The sequence below is a fragment of the Vreelandella massiliensis genome, from assembly GCF_900155385.1.
Classification (GTDB): Bacteria; Pseudomonadota; Gammaproteobacteria; order Pseudomonadales; family Halomonadaceae; genus Vreelandella; species Vreelandella massiliensis.
Window position 1 is genome coordinate 11,578 of record NZ_LT699745.1, and the last position, 14,869, is coordinate 26,446.

Genomic DNA, 14,869 nt, shown 5'->3' on the forward strand with positions numbered 1-14,869 from the left:
TGATCAGGTAATTCATTGTGAGCGCTTACCGCGAGGATGACGCATCGGTTAAGGAGGTGATCCAGCCGCAGGTTCCCCTACGGCTACCTTGTTACGACTTCACCCCAGTCATGAACCACACCGTGGTGATCGCCCTCTTGCGTTAGGCTAACCACTTCTGGTGCAGTCCACTCCCATGGTGTGACGGGCGGTGTGTACAAGGCCCGGGAACGTATTCACCGTGGCATTCTGATCCACGATTACTAGCGATTCCGACTTCACGGAGTCGAGTTGCAGACTCCGATCCGGACTGAGACCGGCTTTAAGGGATTCGCTGACTCTCGCGAGTTCGCCGCCCTTTGTACCGGCCATTGTAGCACGTGTGTAGCCCTACCCGTAAGGGCCATGATGACTTGACGTCGTCCCCACCTTCCTCCGGTTTGTCACCGGCAGTCTCCCTAGAGTTCCCGACCGAATCGCTGGCAAATAGGGACAAGGGTTGCGCTCGTTACGGGACTTAACCCAACATTTCACAACACGAGCTGACGACAGCCATGCAGCACCTGTCTCTGCGTTCCCGAAGGCACCCCGGAATCTCTTCCGGGTTCGCAGGATGTCAAGGGTAGGTAAGGTTCTTCGCGTTGCATCGAATTAAACCACATGCTCCACCGCTTGTGCGGGCCCCCGTCAATTCATTTGAGTTTTAACCTTGCGGCCGTACTCCCCAGGCGGTCGACTTATCGCGTTAACTTCGCCACAAAGTGCTCAAGGCACCCAACGGCTGGTCGACATCGTTTACGGCGTGGACTACCAGGGTATCTAATCCTGTTTGCTACCCACGCTTTCGCACCTCAGCGTCAGTGTCAGTCCAGAAGGCCGCCTTCGCCACTGGTATTCCTCCCGATCTCTACGCATTTCACCGCTACACCGGGAATTCTACCTTCCTCTCCTGCACTCTAGCTTAACAGTTCCGGATGCCGTTCCCAGGTTGAGCCCGGGGCTTTCACAACCGGCTTATTAAGCCGCCTACGCGCGCTTTACGCCCAGTAATTCCGATTAACGCTTGCACCCTCCGTATTACCGCGGCTGCTGGCACGGAGTTAGCCGGTGCTTCTTCTGCGAGTGATGTCTTTCCTAACGGGTATTAACCATTAGGCGTTCTTCCTCGCTGAAAGTGCTTTACAACCCGAGGGCCTTCTTCACACACGCGGCATGGCTGGATCAGGGTTGCCCCCATTGTCCAATATTCCCCACTGCTGCCTCCCGTAGGAGTTCGGGCCGTGTCTCAGTCCCGATGTGGCTGATCATCCTCTCAGACCAGCTACGGATCGTCGCCTTGGTGAGCCATTACCTCACCAACCAGCTAATCCGGCATAGGCTCATCCGATAGCGCGAGGCCGAAACCCCGCTTTCTCCCGTAGGACGTATGCGGTATTAGCCTGGGTTTCCCCAGGTTATCCCCCACTACCGGGCAGATTCCTATGTGTTACTCACCCGTCCGCCGCTCGTCAGCATCTAGCAAGCTAGATCTGTTACCGCTCGACTTGCATGTGTTAGGCCTGCCGCCAGCGTTCAATCTGAGCCATGATCAAACTCTTCAGTTTAAAATCATACAGTTCTTGCCTGCCCGAAGGCAGAAGCGAACCAATCTTGGCTCAAGGTTTCAAACGAATTCAGTCAAATTGACATTTGACGAGTCGCTTGCCTTGATAATAGGTGATTTGTCACCCTCATCGGCAAGCGCCCACATGAATTACCTGATCAAATTCTTAAAGAGCGTGTCACTGAAGCGCTTCGATAACCGGAAGCCCTTGCCTCAGCGAGGAGGGCGTATTCTACGCATCCCTGAGTGTTTGTCAATCGCTATTTTCAGTGGCTGAATTCAGCAATGTAGGTGAGCAGACAATCGCTCTAACCTACTGACAAACCGAAGGTTTCCACCTTCATTTACCGCTGGTAACGCTTGGCGTCCCCGGCAGCGGATGCGTACTTTACGGGCTCAACGCCGGGTTGGCAAGGGGCTGTGAGAAAAAATTCACATAAGCGTCACGCGGGCGTAACGTTTCTTCCCTGCTTGAATGACATATGCCTTGCCTGTGGGCAGCATGGTGTCTTGAGCAACAACCTCCCCATCGACTTTTACGCTGCCATTTTTCAGCATATCTTTGGCCTGAGCACTATTTTTGGTCAGCCCCGAGCGGTTTAGCACAGCCGCAATCGGTGCCTGCTCGCCACCCTCAAAATCAACCTCTACTTCCGGCAAGTCCGCGGGCAGCTCTCCGTCCGCTAGCTGATTGCCGGCGGATTTATGCGCATTCGCGGCGGCTTCGTCATCGTGGTAGCGGGCAATCAGTTCGCGCGCCAACACCATTTTGATATCACGCGGGTTAGCACCCTGCTCGACGTCGCGCTTAAGCACCTCAATCCCTTCGTTCGACTTCAGCGATAAAAGCTCAAAGTAGCGCCACATCAAGCTATCAGGCATAGAAACCAGCTTGTTGAACATCGACCCGGGCGATTCGTCAACGCCAACGTAGTTACCCAGCGACTTGGACATTTTCTGCACGCCATCCAAGCCCTCCAGCAGCGGCATGGTGATCACGACCTGGGGTTCTTGGCCGAAGTGCTTTTGAATCTCGCGCCCCATGAGCAGGTTGAACTTCTGGTCCGTACCGCCGAGCTCAACATCCGCCTCAAGGGCAACCGAGTCGTAGCCTTGCACCAACGGGTAGAGAAACTCGTGAATCGCGATGGACTGGTTGGCCTTGTAACGCTTCTCGAAATCGTCACGCTCAAGCATGCGCGCCACGGTGCTCTGCGCGGCGAGCTCGATCATCTTGGCGGCGGTGAGTTCGCTAAACCACTCGGAGTTAAAGCGCACCTCGGTCTTTTCCGGGTCGAGGATCTTGAACACCTGCGCTTTATAGGTCTCAGCGTTGGCTTTGACGTCAGCCTCGGTGAGCGGTTTGCGCGTCACGTTTTTGCCGGTAGGGTCACCGATGCGGCCGGTAAAATCCCCGATCAGGAAGATAACGGTATGCCCCAACTCCTGGAACTGGCGCATTTTGGTCAAAAGCACGCTGTGGCCAAGGTGCAGATCAGGCGCTGTAGGATCAAACCCCGCTTTAATACGCAGCTTGCGACCGGAGGCCAGCTTTTTTTTCAACTCATCCTCTAGCAGGATTTCATGCGTACCTCGCGACAACAGGGCTAACGCCTGATCCACCTCGCTCATTGCTTCTCTCCATTGACTCAAACTGCCCGCCAGGGCATTTAGGGTGATAAATAGCGCACGATGTTACCATGCCGGCTACATTTGGTTGAGCCTTTGCGCTCGCGACGTTTTGAAACCTGCGCCAGCCTCTAGAGAAGCTCTATGCACGAGAGACACCACGACAACGCGCCTGAACGCTATATCGGTTTGATGTCCGGCACCAGCCTTGATGGTATCGATGCGGCGCTGGTTGAGTTCCCTTCTGACGCTGTTCCACGCCTGGCCGCCACGCACGCTGTCACGATGCCGCAGGCGTTGCGCGAGGCACTGCTGGCAGTGTGCCACGCTGAAAAGGTGAGCTTTGCCCAACTCGCCGCTGCCGAAGAGGGCTTTTGCCAACTGCAGGCCGATGCCGTGAATGCCCTACTGCGCCAACAGGCGCTGTCACCGTCCGATATCCGCGCCGTTGGCAGCCACGGCCAAACCATTGAGCACGCCCCGCAGGGCCATAACGGAGGACCGGCCTATACGCTGCAGCTGGATAACCCCAGCCGACTCGCCGAGCTGACCGGCTGTCGCGTCGTGGCTGACTTTCGTCGCCGCGATTTAGCCGCCGGCGGGCAGGCGGCCCCGCTAGCGCCGGCTTTTCATCAAGCGCTGTTTCAAAGCCCAACAGAAGCACGCGTCGTGCTCAACCTCGGGGGGTTTGCCAATGTGACGTGGTTACCGCCAGGCGACGCCCCCCCTCTGGGGTTTGATACCGGCCCGGCCAACGTGCTGCTGGATGCGTGGTTTCAGCGCCACCAGAAAGGCGCGTTCGATCGCGATGGCAAGTGGGCTGCTGGTGGAAACGTCGACGCCGCGCTGCTGGCGCGCCTGCTAAGCGAGCCGTTTTTTCATCAGCCGCCGCCGCGCAGTACGGGCCGTGAGCGCTTTCACCTGCCCTGGCTTGAGCGTCACTTGTCCGGCCAAGAGTCGCCCCAAGCGGTGCAAGCGACACTGGCGGAGCTGACCGCTAAAAGCGTTGCGCAGGGGGTTAAGCACTTGCTGAAGGAAAAAGCCTTCACGCTGATCATCGCCGGCGGCGGCGCCCACAACGGCGATCTGTGCCAACGGCTAGCGCGCCTTCTACCGCAAGCAACGCTCAGTACGCCGGATGCTTGGGGCTGGCCCGCCGACTGGATTGAAGCCGGGGCGTTTGCCTGGCTCGCGCATCGGCGTTTGCACTACCTGCCAAGCAATTTACCCAGCGTCACCGGTGCCGCCGGCCCCCGGGTGCTCGGTGGCGTTTACGCCCCTTAAGCACCGCGCTGGGAAAGCGGCTAAAAGTCATCTTCGTCGCGCAGCGCAAGGCCGCTTGGCACCTGCTCATCCAGCGATAGATTCGCGTCGGCGCCGCCGTACTTGAGCATCATGCGCAGGTCATTTGCGGAATCCGCGTGGGCAAGCGCCACTTCTTCGGTGATATCACCGGCTTGATGAAGGTCAAACAGCGCCTGATCGAAGGTCTGCATGCCGCCGTCGCGGGATTTCGCCATGGCGCCTTTGATTTCGCCGACCTCGCCTTTGCTGATCAAATCCGCGATACGCGGCGACTGCAGCATGATTTCGATCGCCGGGCAGCGCCCGCTCCCTTTCTTGGGCAGCAGCTGCTGGGCCACGATGGCGCGCAGGTTGAGCGACAGATCCATCCAGATCTGCTCGTGACGCTCATGGGGGAAAAAGTTGATGATACGATCGAGCGCCTGGTTGGCGTTGTTGGCGTGCAGCGTCGCCAAGCAGAGGTGCCCCGTTTCGGCGAAGGTGAGCGCGTGCTCCATGGTTTCGCGGGTGCGTATCTCGCCGATCAGAATCACATCCGGGGCTTGGCGCAGGGTGTTTTTCAGCGCCACCTCGAAAGATTCGGTATCGATCCCCACTTCGCGCTGATTGACGATCGCGCGCTTGTGCGGATGGATGTACTCGATCGGGTCCTCGACGCTGATGATATGCCCGCCGACGGTTTCGTTGCGCTGCTGGATCATCGCCGCAAGCGTGGTGGATTTCCCCGTGCCGGTGCCGCCGACCACCAGCACTAGCCCGCGCTTGGCCCGCGCCAGCTCGCCCAGGGCGGGCGGCACCCCAAGACTCTCTAGCTTGGGGATTTCCAGAGAAATGCGGCGAACCACCATCGCCATCTGGTTGCGCTGCTGAAACGCGCTCACGCGAAAGCGGCCTTTATCGCCAAGGCTCAGGGCGAAATTAGCCTCCCGCTCCTCCTGAAAGCGCTGGCGCAGCCCTTCTGGCACGGTGTGGGTCACCAGCTCTTTTACTTGGTGCTCGCTGAGCGGCTGCTTGCCCAACGGCGTTAAACCATCCGACATCTTAAAGCTCGGCGGCGCGCCGACTGAAATCAGCAAATCGGAAGCCTGCTGCTCGACCATAATCCCCAACAGCTGATGCAGCCACTGGGTTGGCGTAACGGTTTCGCTCATACTGCTCTCCTTGGTTGCCCGGTTAGATCGACAGTTCGCCCTTGGCCCGCGCCTGCGCCTCTTCGCGGCTTACCTTGCCTTCTTTCACCAGCTGGGTGAGCGAGGCGTCGAGCGTCTGCATCCCCAGGTTGCCGCCGGTTTGAATGGCCGAATAGATCTGCGCCACCTTGTCCTCGCGGATGAGGTTACGCACGGCGGAGGTGGCAATCAGAATCTCGTGCGCCGCCACGCGCCCGCCGCCTTGGCGTTTGAGCAGCGACTGCGACACCACCGCCTGCAGCGACTCCGACAGCATCGAGCGCACCATGGATTTCTCCTCACCGGGGAAGACGTCGATGATACGATCAATCGTCTTGGCCGCCGAGGTGGTATGCAGCGTGCCAAACACCAGATGGCCGGTTTCCGCCGCCGTGAGCGCCAGGCGAATGGTTTCCAGGTCGCGCAGCTCGCCGACCAAAATGACGTCTGGGTCTTCGCGCAGGGCACTGCGCAGCGCGTCGGCAAAGCTGTGCGTGTCGCGATGCACTTCGCGCTGATTGACCAGGCAACGCTTGCTGGTATGCACAAACTCCACCGGGTCCTCAATGGTCAAGATGTGCTCGTAGCGGTGGTTGTTCACGTAATCGATCATCGCCGCCAGCGTCGTACTTTTACCCGAGCCGGTGGGGCCGGTCACCAGCACAAGGCCTCGTGGCAGCATGGAGAAGCGCTCGAATACCTCGCCCATTCCCAGCGTTTCCATCGTCAGCACTTCGTTGGGAATGGTACGAAACACCGCGCCCGCGCCGCGAGCTTGGTTAAAGGCATTGACCCTGAAGCGCGCCACACCCGGCACTTCAAAGGAGAAATCGACTTCCAGGTGCTCCTCGTACTCCCGCCGTTGGCGGTCGCCCATGATGTCGTAGATCAGCTTACGGACCTCATTATTGTCCATTGCCGGCACATTGAGCCGGCGAATATCGCCGTCAACGCGTATCATGGGCGGCAATCCTGCCGATAAGTGCAGGTCAGAGGCATTCTGCTTTGCCGAGAATGCCAGCAGTTCGGTAATATCCATCTCACTTCCCCAGCTGCGGTAAGGTGCTTGAGTATGACAGACATTGCCCTTGATGCGTCACTCGCCAACGCCCGGGCGCGTTTAGCGCGCGCGCTGGACGCTGCCGGCCGACCTCCGGATGACGCCAGGCTACTTGCCGTCAGCAAGACCAAGCCCGCCTTGATGATCCGCCAGGCGTGGCAGCTTGGGCAGCGCGAATTCGGCGAAAACTACCTGCAAGAAGCGCTGGACAAGCAAACGGAGCTGGCCGATCTCGACGCTATCGTGTGGCATTTCATCGGCCCGCTGCAATCGAACAAAACCCGCGCCGCCGCCGAGCACTTTGATTGGGTCCACAGCGTCGATCGGCTCAAAATCGCCAAGCGCTTAAGTGAGCAGCGTCCTGAGGCACTCGACCCGCTCAATGTCTGCCTACAGGTCAACATCAGCCGGGAAGTGAGCAAATCCGGCGTGCTGCCCGAAGCGCTCCCTGAGCTTGCCGCTGCGGTGGCCGAACTGCCGCGCCTGCGTCTGCGCGGGCTGATGGCGATTCCCGCCCCGGCGGAATCGTTAGAGGCGCAGCGTAAACCGCTTGCCGCTTTGCGCTGCGCGCAGGAAAGCCTTAAGCAAGCGCTACCCGAGGCGCCGCTGGACACGCTCTCCATGGGCATGAGCGACGATCTCGAGGCCGCTATTTTGGAAGGCGCTACGCTGGTACGTTTAGGCACGGCCATTTTTGGCGCCCGCGCGCCGCGTTGACGCGCCCTTCTCACTCATTCCAGGCTCTTACTTAACTAGGCCCCTTATTAAATAGGACTTCCCATGGCGAATCACATCACCTTTATCGGCGCCGGCAACATGGCCAGCGCCATTATCGGCGGCCTCATCGACAGCGGCGTCTCCCCGTCCACCATCACGGCCACCTCACCCGATGACGCGATGCTTGCCCCGGTGCGCGAGCGCCTGGGCATTCATACCCATACCGATAACAGTGCCGCCGTCGCTCAGGCCGATGTCGTCGTGCTGGCAGTGAAGCCGCAAATCATGCGCGAGGTGTGTGAGGCGATGCGCGACAGCGTTCAGCGCCAAAAGCCGCTGATCATCTCGATTGCGGCCGGCTTGGATGCCGATACCATCGACGCGTGGCTGGGTGGTGGCAACGCCCTGGTGCGCTGCATGCCTAACACGCCTTCACTGGTGGGCATGGGGGCTAGCGGCCTGTTCGCCAACGCCCACGTCAGCGCAGAGCAGCGCGACGTTGCCACTGAGCTAATGGAGGCGGTGGGGCTTGTTGAGTGGGTGGACGACGAAAAACTGTTAGAGGCGGTCACGGCCGTTTCCGGTAGCGCACCGGCCTACTTTTTCTTAATGTTTGAAGCCATGGAGGAAGCCGGAGCGAAACTGGGATTACCCGCCGAAACCGCCCGCCGCTTGGCGATACAGACCGCCCTGGGCGCGGCCACCATGGCCAAACAGAGCGACAAAGACCCAGCCACGCTCAAGCAAAACGTGATGTCGCCCGGCGGCACCACCGAACGGGCCATTGCCCATCTGGAAGCGGCCAACTTGCGCACCACCATGGAAGAGGCGATGCAAGTCTGCGCCAAACGTGCCCAAGAAATGGCCCAAGAGCTAAGCGGCACATCTTAATCAACCACGCGATTATACCTACGCACTAGCACGCACCATCACGTGACGACGGAGAGAACATAATGGGCAACTCACTGGGCAGCGCCGGGCTAATGCTGGTCAACTCCCTGATCAACATTTACCTGTTTATCTTGATGCTGCGCTTTTTGCTGCAAGCCTCGCAGGCAGATTATTACAACCCGCTGAGCCAGTCGGTGGTAAAAATCACCCAGCCGGTGGTGGGGCTTTTTCAAGGGTTTCTGGGCCCCGTTGCCGGCCGGTTTGACCTTGCCACCCTCGCCGCCGCCTTTGTCCTCAAAGTGTTGAGCATGGTGGGGATCTTTATGGTGATCGGCGTGGGGTTGCCGCCCATTGCGGGGCTTTTGATCGGCGGGGTGGCAGCACTCGCCAACGCGATTTTAAAGATTTACTTCTTCGCGCTGATCGTGATGATTATTTTAAGCTGGGTCGCCCCCAATGCCAGCCACCCCGGCGCGCTTCTGGTGATGCAGCTTGTCGAGCCCATCATGGCCCCGGTGCGCAAGGTGATTCCACCGCTGGGTATGATCGATCTCTCCCCGATCGTGGTGTTCATCGCCATCAACTTGATTGATGGGTTAGTCGTCGGCGCACTGGTGCGCGCGGCCGGTATTTCCGGCGCGCTGGTCGGGCTTTAATGGCTCGCGTAAGGCTTACGTCGTTGAAGATCGTTCTAGCAAGCGGGGTTTATGCCGTTCATGCCTGATTCACACACCGCAGCGACCCAGTCCCCCCCGGCGAAGGCGCTTCCGGCGGGCTCCGTTGGGGTCGTTACCCCGGAAACCGCGCATTTTGATACGCCACTTGCCCTGGCGTGCGGCAAGGTGCTCCCCGAGTATGACTTGGTTTATGAAACCTACGGCACGCTCAACGCTGAGCGTAGCAATGCCGTGCTCATTTGCCATGCCCTCTCCGGGCATCACCACGCCGCCGGTTTTCACAGCCCTGAGGATCGCAAGCCAGGCTGGTGGGACGCGCATATCGGGCCAGGGAAATCGATCGACACCAATCGTTTTTTTGTCGTCTCGCTCAACAATCTCGGCGGGTGCCACGGCAGCACGGGGCCACTGAGCCACAACCCCGACACCGGGCGCCAGTGGGGGCCGGACTTCCCCATGGTGACGGTTAGCGACTGGGTCGAAAGCCAAGTGCGGCTAGCGGACTACCTTGGCATCGAGCGCTGGGCCGCCGCCGTGGGCGGAAGCCTCGGCGGTATGCAGGTGATGCAGTGGAGCATGGCCCACCCTGAGCGCATCGCCAACGCCGTGGTCATTGCCGCCACCCCGCGCCTTTCGGCGCAGAACATCGCCTTCAACGAGGTCGCGCGCCAGGCGATTCGCTCCGACCCCGACTTTCACGAGGGCTGGTACGGCGAGCACGACACCGTGCCCAAACGCGGGCTCAAACTCGCGCGCATGGTGGGCCATATCACCTACCTTTCCGAAGACGCCATGGGCAGCAAGTTTGGCCGCGATTTGCGCAGTAGCGATTTGCACTTCGGTTTTGACGTTGAGTTTCAGGTGGAGTCTTACCTGCGCCATCAGGGCGACACCTTCTCCACGACGTTCGACGCCAACACTTACCTGCTGATGACCAAGGCGCTGGACTACTTCGACCCGGCGGCGATCTACGGGGGCGACCTCTCCCGGGCGCTGGCGCCGGCGCAGTGCCCGTTTTTGGTCATCAGCTTCTCCAGCGACTGGCGTTTTCCGCCTTCGCGCTCCCGCGAGCTAGTCGATGCGCTGATTCACGCGGGCAAACCGGTGAGCTTTGCCAATATCGATTCGCCCTACGGCCACGACGCTTTCCTGCTGCCCGATGAGCGCTATCACGCCATGTTCAGCGCCTTTATGCAGCGCGCCGCACGCGAGCTGAACCTGGACACGCCAACGACGCATAAGGAGGCGCTATCGTGATGCGCGCCGATCTCGACATCATTTACGACTGGGTGCCCCAAGGCGCTCGCGTACTCGACCTTGCCTGCGGTGATGGCGTGCTGCTTGAAGCGCTGGCCAAGCACAAAAACGTGGGCGGCTATGGGTTGGAAATTGACCCGCAAGGCATTACTCGCTGTGTCGAACGCGGCGTGAGCGTCATCGAGCATAACCTCGACGACGGCCTCGGCAGTTTTAGCGATAACAGCTACGACCTGGTGATCATGACCCAAGCGCTGCAGGCGCTACGCCGCCCGGATAAGATGCTTGATGAAATGCTGCGCGTCGCCGAGGAGGGCATTATCACTTTCCCCAACTTCGCCTACTGGCGCCACCGGGTGCATTTAGGGCTTCGCGGCTACATGCCGGTGTCCAAGTCGCTGCCCCATGCCTGGTACGATACGCCCAATATTCACCTGTCGACCTTCAACGATTTTGAACATCTGTGCCGCGATAAGGGTCTGATGATCGTGGATCGTGCCGTCGGCGTCGGCGACCATCGCGGCCACTGGACGTCGCGCCTGTGGCCCAACTTATTTGGCGAAATCGCCATTTTTCGCGTTCGTCGTCGCAGAACCTAAATGGGAGAGAACACCTCATGCTGAAACGCGCTTTACTCGCCACCGTTGCCCTCGCTGGCTTAAGCCTCACCGCGCTTAGCGCCAATGCCGAGCAGTATACTCAGGTGGGGGATTATCAAATCCACTACAGCGCGGTCAGCACGCGCTTTTTGACCCCGGAGGTCGCCCAAGCGTACAAGCTGCAGCGCAGCGCGAACCTTGGGTTGGTGAACGTCAGCGTCCGTGAAAAGCAGGAGGACGGCGGCACAACGCCCGTCAACGCCAACGTGAAGGGCAGCGTAGGGGATCTAGCCGGGAACCAAGAGTCGCTCAGCTTTCGCACCGTGCACGAAGATGACGCCATTTATCACCTAGCGACCTTCGTTCTGCGCGATGATGAATCAATGCGCTTCGAGCTCGACGTGCAGTACGACCGCAACGCCGAGCCCGAACCGGTCAATTTTACCCAGCGCTTTTATATCGAACGTTAAACCCGTACCGCTAACGCCCGCGAAAGCCTAACCGCCGTGGGCGTTTGCCCCTCGCGTTCAAACGCCACCCCATACGCCAGCACCTCAACCCCGTGCTGGTGTGCCTCTCGCAACGCCTCAGCGTAAGCCGCATCGATATGCGCCGCTGGGGCGACATCCTCAATGCCCTCGTGGGCCACACAGAACAGCAGCACCGCACGTTCGCCGGCCTGGGCGAGCCGGGCAAGCGTTTGCAAGTGCTTGGTGCCGCGCACGCTGACCGCGTCGGGGAAATAGCCATGGCCATCGGCCTCTTTGAGGGTGACTTGCTTCACTTCGATATAGGCGCTGCCCCGCGCCGGGTCAGAGAGCTGAAAATCGAGCCGCGCGCCTTCGACCTTCACTTCGCGCTTGAGCGTGGCGTAGCCCGCCAGCGGTGCTACGCTCCCCTCGGCCAGCGCCGCCTCGACGATGCGATTGGCACGCCCGGTATGCACCGAGGCTAGCGCTTGCGTGCCATCGGGCTGGGGCAGCGCGATCAGCTCCCACGTCCAGGCCAGTTTACGCTTGGGGTTGTCGCTGGGGGACAGCCACACCCGCGCCCCCGGCACATTGACCGCTTTCATCGAGCCGGTATTGGGGCAGTGGGCCACCACCTCACGGCCATCGTCGAGGCGTACATCGGCCAGAAAGCGCTTGTAGCGCTTGAGCAAAACACCCGGCACAAGGGCGGGATAGCGCAGCGTCACAGCCGGCTCACAAAGCGGGCGATGCGCTCAACCGCCTCCTCAAGCCGGGCCACGTCGTTGGTGAACGCAATGCGCACATGGTGCTCGCCGCCGCGCACGGCGAAATCGACCCCTGGCGTGATGGCCACGCTCTCTTCCTCGAGTAGGCGCTGACAAAACGCTTGGCTATCGCGGCTGTAGCGGGAAATGTCCAGCCACAGATAAAACGCTCCCTGCGGCGGCACATCGGGCGCGAGCCCCAGGCGCGCAAGCCCTTGAAGCAGCACATCACGGCGGGCTTTCAGCGTTTGCCGACGTGCCTCCAGAATTTCCCGGCACTCGGGGGTAAAGGCGGCCAGCGCCGCGTGCTGCGAGGGCGTCGGCGCGGCGAGAAAGACGTTCTGCGCCAGGCGCGTTAGTGGCTCGATAGCCGCCTCCGGCGCCACCAGCCAGCCCAGGCGCCAGCCGGTCATGCCGAAGTATTTGGAGAAGCTATTGACCACGAAGGCGTCATTGGAGAGCGACAGGGCGGAGAGCGGCGCCTCGTCGTAGTTAAGCCCCTGGTAAATTTCATCCACCAGGAGCGTGCCGCCGCGCTCGGCCACCGCGCCGGCGAGTGCGGCGGCGTCAAGCGTGTGCCCGGTCGGATTCGAGGGCGAGGCGAGCATCGCCAAACGCGTCTCGGGCCGCCAGTGCTCGGCGACAAGCGCGCCGTTAAGCTGCCAGCCGCTATCCCGCCCCACCGAGACCGCGCCCACCTCGGCCCCTGCAAGCGCCATGAAGTGACGGTTGCACGGGTAGTTAGGGTCGGCCATGAGCACACGATCACCCGCCTCCACCAGGAGTTGGCTGGCCAGAAGCAGCGCGCCGGAGGCCCCGGGGGTGACGATAATCCGCGACGGGTCGACAGCCGCGCCAAAGTGCTCGGCGTAGTGGCGCGCAATCGCTTCGCGTAGCGCCGGCAGCCCTGCCGCCGGGGTGTAGCGCGTCCGCCCTTGGGCCAGCGCCTCTTGGCCGGCGGCAATCACCGGCTCAGGGGTAGGAAAATCGGGCTCGCCCACTTCCAGATGGATCACATCGTGCCCCGCCGCTTCCCGGGCTTGGGCCATTTCTAACAGGTGCATCACCCGAAACGGGGCCACCTTAGCCACTCGTGAATTCCACGCCATGCTCGCTCCTTGTTGTGTCACGCCCTGCCCGCGCGCCTAACGTCCGCGTGGTAGTCGTGTGCTGGGTAAACCATCGTATAAAACGCAGTATTATGCTTGCAAAGGCGACATTTTTCAGCTAAACAAGCATCCCTTTGGCGTAAGATCATTACCTCGCCTGATGGTCGATCAGCAGTCATTTATGGAAGGGACAGCCCCATGCCAGTAGCAGAAAAGAAACCGGAAGTGTCCAAGCCCTTCACCCCGTACGAGCCGGCGCCGGGTGAAGAGTATATGAACGAGCAGCAGCTGGAACACTTTCGTCAGCTCCTGCTGGATTGGAAGCAGGATCTTATGGAAGAGGTGGACCGCACCGTTCGCCACCTGCAAGAAGACGCCAACAACTACGCCGACCCGGCCGACCGTGCCACCCAGGAAGAGGGCTTTAGCCTGGAACTGCGCACCCGTGACCGTGAGCGCAAGTTGCTGAAAAAGATCAACGAGACGCTGGAAAAAATCGACGAGGACGATTACGGCTTCTGCGAAGCGTGCGGCGTCGAGATCGGCATTCGTCGCCTGGAAGCGCGCCCTACGGCGACACTGTGCGTCGATTGCAAAACCCTGGCCGAACTCAAAGAGAAGCAGCTAGGCGGTTAAACCACTCATGCGCACCTTTTTAACGGGCACTTCAACACGAGTGCCCGTTTCTGTGTGCGCCCCACGTTGGCGTACAGCGACAGCCTGATAAGATAGCGCCATGCCTACACACTCTCCCTATCGCGGCCGCTTTGCCCCGACCCCCTCCGGGCCGCTGCACCTAGGCTCACTGGTGGCGGCGCTGGGCAGTTTTCTCGATGCCCGCGCCGTACAAGGGCACTGGTTTGTGCGGATCGAGGATATCGACCCGCCGCGCTGCCCGGCCGGGGCGGCGGATACGATTCTGCGCCAGCTAGAGGCGTTTGGCTTGCACTGGGATGGCGAGGTACGCTTTCAGCACCGCCGCGACGACGCTTATCAACACGCGCTGGAGCGGCTCAAGGCAGCGGGCTTGGCCTATCCCTGCAGCTGCTCGCGCAAGCAGTGGCGCGATTACCCTATCTACCCAGGCTGGTGCCGCGACGGCGTTTGCGAACCCGAAAAGCCGCTCGCCTGGCGATTGCGCAGCGACCTTGGCGAGCGCCCCATCCGCTGGCAAGACCGCCTGTTTGGGGAGCAAACATTCGACCCGGCGACGCTGGGCGATGTGGTGCTCAAACGCAAAGACGGGCTCTGGGCGTATCAACTAGCCGTGGTGGAGGATGACGCCGCGCAAGGCATCACCGATGTGGTGCGCGGGATCGACCTGCTCGATAACACGCCCTGGCAGCGCCAATTACAGCGCGCGCTGGGCTACCCCGAGCCGCGCTACCTACACCTGCCGTTGATCGTCACCCCAGCAGGGCAAAAGCTCTCCAAGCAGAACCTCGCCCCACCGCTGGCCGACGACCCGGCCTTGATTCGACGTCAACTTTTTTGGGCACTTAAGGCGCTGGATCAAGCGCCACCGGTGGCGCTTGCCGAGTCGCCCCCACAAGAGCAGCTTGCCTGGGGCATTGCAAACTGGTCGGTGACCCGCATGGCCGCCACTGACCAGCGCCCTGCGCCCTGACGCGTTGAAG

Annotated in this window: 14 protein-coding genes and 1 rRNA gene; 9 read left to right on the forward strand and 6 right to left on the reverse strand. The window is 60.6% G+C overall.

Annotated features, from left to right (window positions below; genetic code table 11):
- Window positions 1-49 precede the first annotated feature (49 nt).
- Both BQ9846_RS04780 and tyrS read right to left on the reverse strand, forming a co-directional pair.
- A 16S ribosomal RNA gene (locus BQ9846_RS04780) occupies window positions 50-1,583 on the reverse strand.
- 431 nt (window positions 1,584-2,014) lie between these two features.
- Window positions 2,015-3,214, reverse strand: a complete 1,200-nt coding sequence (tyrS, locus tag BQ9846_RS04785) for a tyrosine--tRNA ligase (RefSeq protein ID WP_075879509.1) — start codon at window positions 3,212-3,214, stop codon at window positions 2,015-2,017.
- A 141-nt stretch (window positions 3,215-3,355) separates the two neighbouring features.
- On the opposite strand from tyrS, the gene BQ9846_RS04790 reads away from it, so the two are divergent.
- Complete coding sequence (locus tag BQ9846_RS04790; protein WP_075879510.1) at window positions 3,356-4,495, forward strand: anhydro-N-acetylmuramic acid kinase; 1,140 nt, start codon at window positions 3,356-3,358, stop codon at window positions 4,493-4,495.
- Window positions 4,496-4,515: 20 nt separating this feature from the next.
- Here BQ9846_RS04790 and BQ9846_RS04795 read toward each other — a convergent pair whose 3' ends face one another.
- Window positions 4,516-5,667: a PilT/PilU family type 4a pilus ATPase gene (locus BQ9846_RS04795; protein ID WP_075879511.1), complete on the reverse strand. Its 1,152-nt coding sequence runs from the start codon at window positions 5,665-5,667 to the stop codon at window positions 4,516-4,518.
- Between the two features lie 22 nt (window positions 5,668-5,689).
- Window positions 5,690-6,724, reverse strand: coding sequence for a type IV pilus twitching motility protein PilT (locus BQ9846_RS04800; protein ID WP_075879512.1), 1,035 nt, complete (start codon window positions 6,722-6,724; stop codon window positions 5,690-5,692).
- A gap of 33 nt (window positions 6,725-6,757) precedes the next feature.
- On the opposite strand from BQ9846_RS04800, the gene BQ9846_RS04805 reads away from it, so the two are divergent.
- From BQ9846_RS04805 to BQ9846_RS04830, 6 genes are all read left to right on the forward strand, one after another.
- On the forward strand, window positions 6,758-7,462 hold the full coding sequence (locus BQ9846_RS04805; protein WP_075879513.1) for a YggS family pyridoxal phosphate-dependent enzyme: 705 nt from the start codon (window positions 6,758-6,760) through the stop codon (window positions 7,460-7,462).
- 63 nt (window positions 7,463-7,525) lie between these two features.
- Complete coding sequence (gene proC / locus BQ9846_RS04810) at window positions 7,526-8,353, forward strand: pyrroline-5-carboxylate reductase (protein ID WP_075879514.1); 828 nt, start codon at window positions 7,526-7,528, stop codon at window positions 8,351-8,353.
- Between the two features lie 62 nt (window positions 8,354-8,415).
- A complete protein-coding gene (locus BQ9846_RS04815) occupies window positions 8,416-9,009 on the forward strand; it encodes a YggT family protein (RefSeq protein WP_075879515.1) in 594 nt (197 codons plus the stop codon).
- A gap of 60 nt (window positions 9,010-9,069) precedes the next feature.
- The gene (metX, locus tag BQ9846_RS04820) at window positions 9,070-10,287 is read left to right on the forward strand and encodes a homoserine O-succinyltransferase MetX (protein WP_075881645.1); all 1,218 of its coding nucleotides are present in this window, start codon (window positions 9,070-9,072) and stop codon (window positions 10,285-10,287) included.
- Window positions 10,287-10,886, forward strand: coding sequence for a methionine biosynthesis protein MetW (gene metW, locus BQ9846_RS04825; RefSeq protein ID WP_075879516.1), 600 nt, complete (start codon window positions 10,287-10,289; stop codon window positions 10,884-10,886). The genes metX and metW overlap by 1 nt, the downstream gene beginning before the upstream one ends.
- A gap of 17 nt (window positions 10,887-10,903) precedes the next feature.
- Window positions 10,904-11,356, forward strand: coding sequence for a DUF4426 domain-containing protein (locus BQ9846_RS04830; protein WP_075879517.1), 453 nt, complete (start codon window positions 10,904-10,906; stop codon window positions 11,354-11,356).
- Here the strand turns inward: BQ9846_RS04830 and sfsA are convergent.
- On the reverse strand, window positions 11,353-12,084 hold the full coding sequence (sfsA, locus tag BQ9846_RS04835) for a DNA/RNA nuclease SfsA (protein WP_075879518.1): 732 nt from the start codon (window positions 12,082-12,084) through the stop codon (window positions 11,353-11,355). The genes BQ9846_RS04830 and sfsA overlap by 4 nt on opposite strands.
- Entirely contained in the window at window positions 12,081-13,232 is a 1,152-nt protein-coding gene (locus BQ9846_RS04840) for an aminotransferase class I/II-fold pyridoxal phosphate-dependent enzyme (RefSeq protein WP_075879519.1), read from the reverse strand. The genes sfsA and BQ9846_RS04840 overlap by 4 nt, the downstream gene beginning before the upstream one ends.
- A gap of 198 nt (window positions 13,233-13,430) precedes the next feature.
- Between BQ9846_RS04840 and dksA the strand changes: the two genes are divergently transcribed.
- Both dksA and gluQRS read left to right on the forward strand, forming a co-directional pair.
- Window positions 13,431-13,868, forward strand: a complete 438-nt coding sequence (gene dksA / locus BQ9846_RS04845) for an RNA polymerase-binding protein DksA (protein ID WP_075879520.1) — start codon at window positions 13,431-13,433, stop codon at window positions 13,866-13,868.
- 100 nt (window positions 13,869-13,968) lie between these two features.
- Complete coding sequence (gene gluQRS, locus BQ9846_RS04850; protein WP_075879521.1) at window positions 13,969-14,859, forward strand: tRNA glutamyl-Q(34) synthetase GluQRS; 891 nt, start codon at window positions 13,969-13,971, stop codon at window positions 14,857-14,859.
- The last annotated feature ends 10 nt before the right edge of the window (window positions 14,860-14,869 follow it).

Coding starts and splice junctions, on each gene's coding strand:
- metX (WP_075881645.1), top strand. CDS start 9,070: ATGCCTGATTCACACACCGCAGCGACCCAGTCCCCCCCGGCGAAGGCG.
- BQ9846_RS04840 (WP_075879519.1), bottom strand. CDS start 13,232: ATGGCGTGGAATTCACGAGTGGCTAAGGTGGCCCCGTTTCGGGTGATG.
- metW (WP_075879516.1), top strand. CDS start 10,287: ATGCGCGCCGATCTCGACATCATTTACGACTGGGTGCCCCAAGGCGCT.
- dksA (WP_075879520.1), top strand. CDS start 13,431: ATGCCAGTAGCAGAAAAGAAACCGGAAGTGTCCAAGCCCTTCACCCCG.
- BQ9846_RS04830 (WP_075879517.1), top strand. CDS start 10,904: ATGCTGAAACGCGCTTTACTCGCCACCGTTGCCCTCGCTGGCTTAAGC.
- BQ9846_RS04790 (WP_075879510.1), top strand. CDS start 3,356: ATGCACGAGAGACACCACGACAACGCGCCTGAACGCTATATCGGTTTG.
- gluQRS (WP_075879521.1), top strand. CDS start 13,969: ATGCCTACACACTCTCCCTATCGCGGCCGCTTTGCCCCGACCCCCTCC.
- BQ9846_RS04795 (WP_075879511.1), bottom strand. CDS start 5,667: ATGAGCGAAACCGTTACGCCAACCCAGTGGCTGCATCAGCTGTTGGGG.
- BQ9846_RS04800 (WP_075879512.1), bottom strand. CDS start 6,724: ATGGATATTACCGAACTGCTGGCATTCTCGGCAAAGCAGAATGCCTCT.
- proC (WP_075879514.1), top strand. CDS start 7,526: ATGGCGAATCACATCACCTTTATCGGCGCCGGCAACATGGCCAGCGCC.
- tyrS (WP_075879509.1), bottom strand. CDS start 3,214: ATGAGCGAGGTGGATCAGGCGTTAGCCCTGTTGTCGCGAGGTACGCAT.
- BQ9846_RS04805 (WP_075879513.1), top strand. CDS start 6,758: ATGACAGACATTGCCCTTGATGCGTCACTCGCCAACGCCCGGGCGCGT.
- BQ9846_RS04815 (WP_075879515.1), top strand. CDS start 8,416: ATGGGCAACTCACTGGGCAGCGCCGGGCTAATGCTGGTCAACTCCCTG.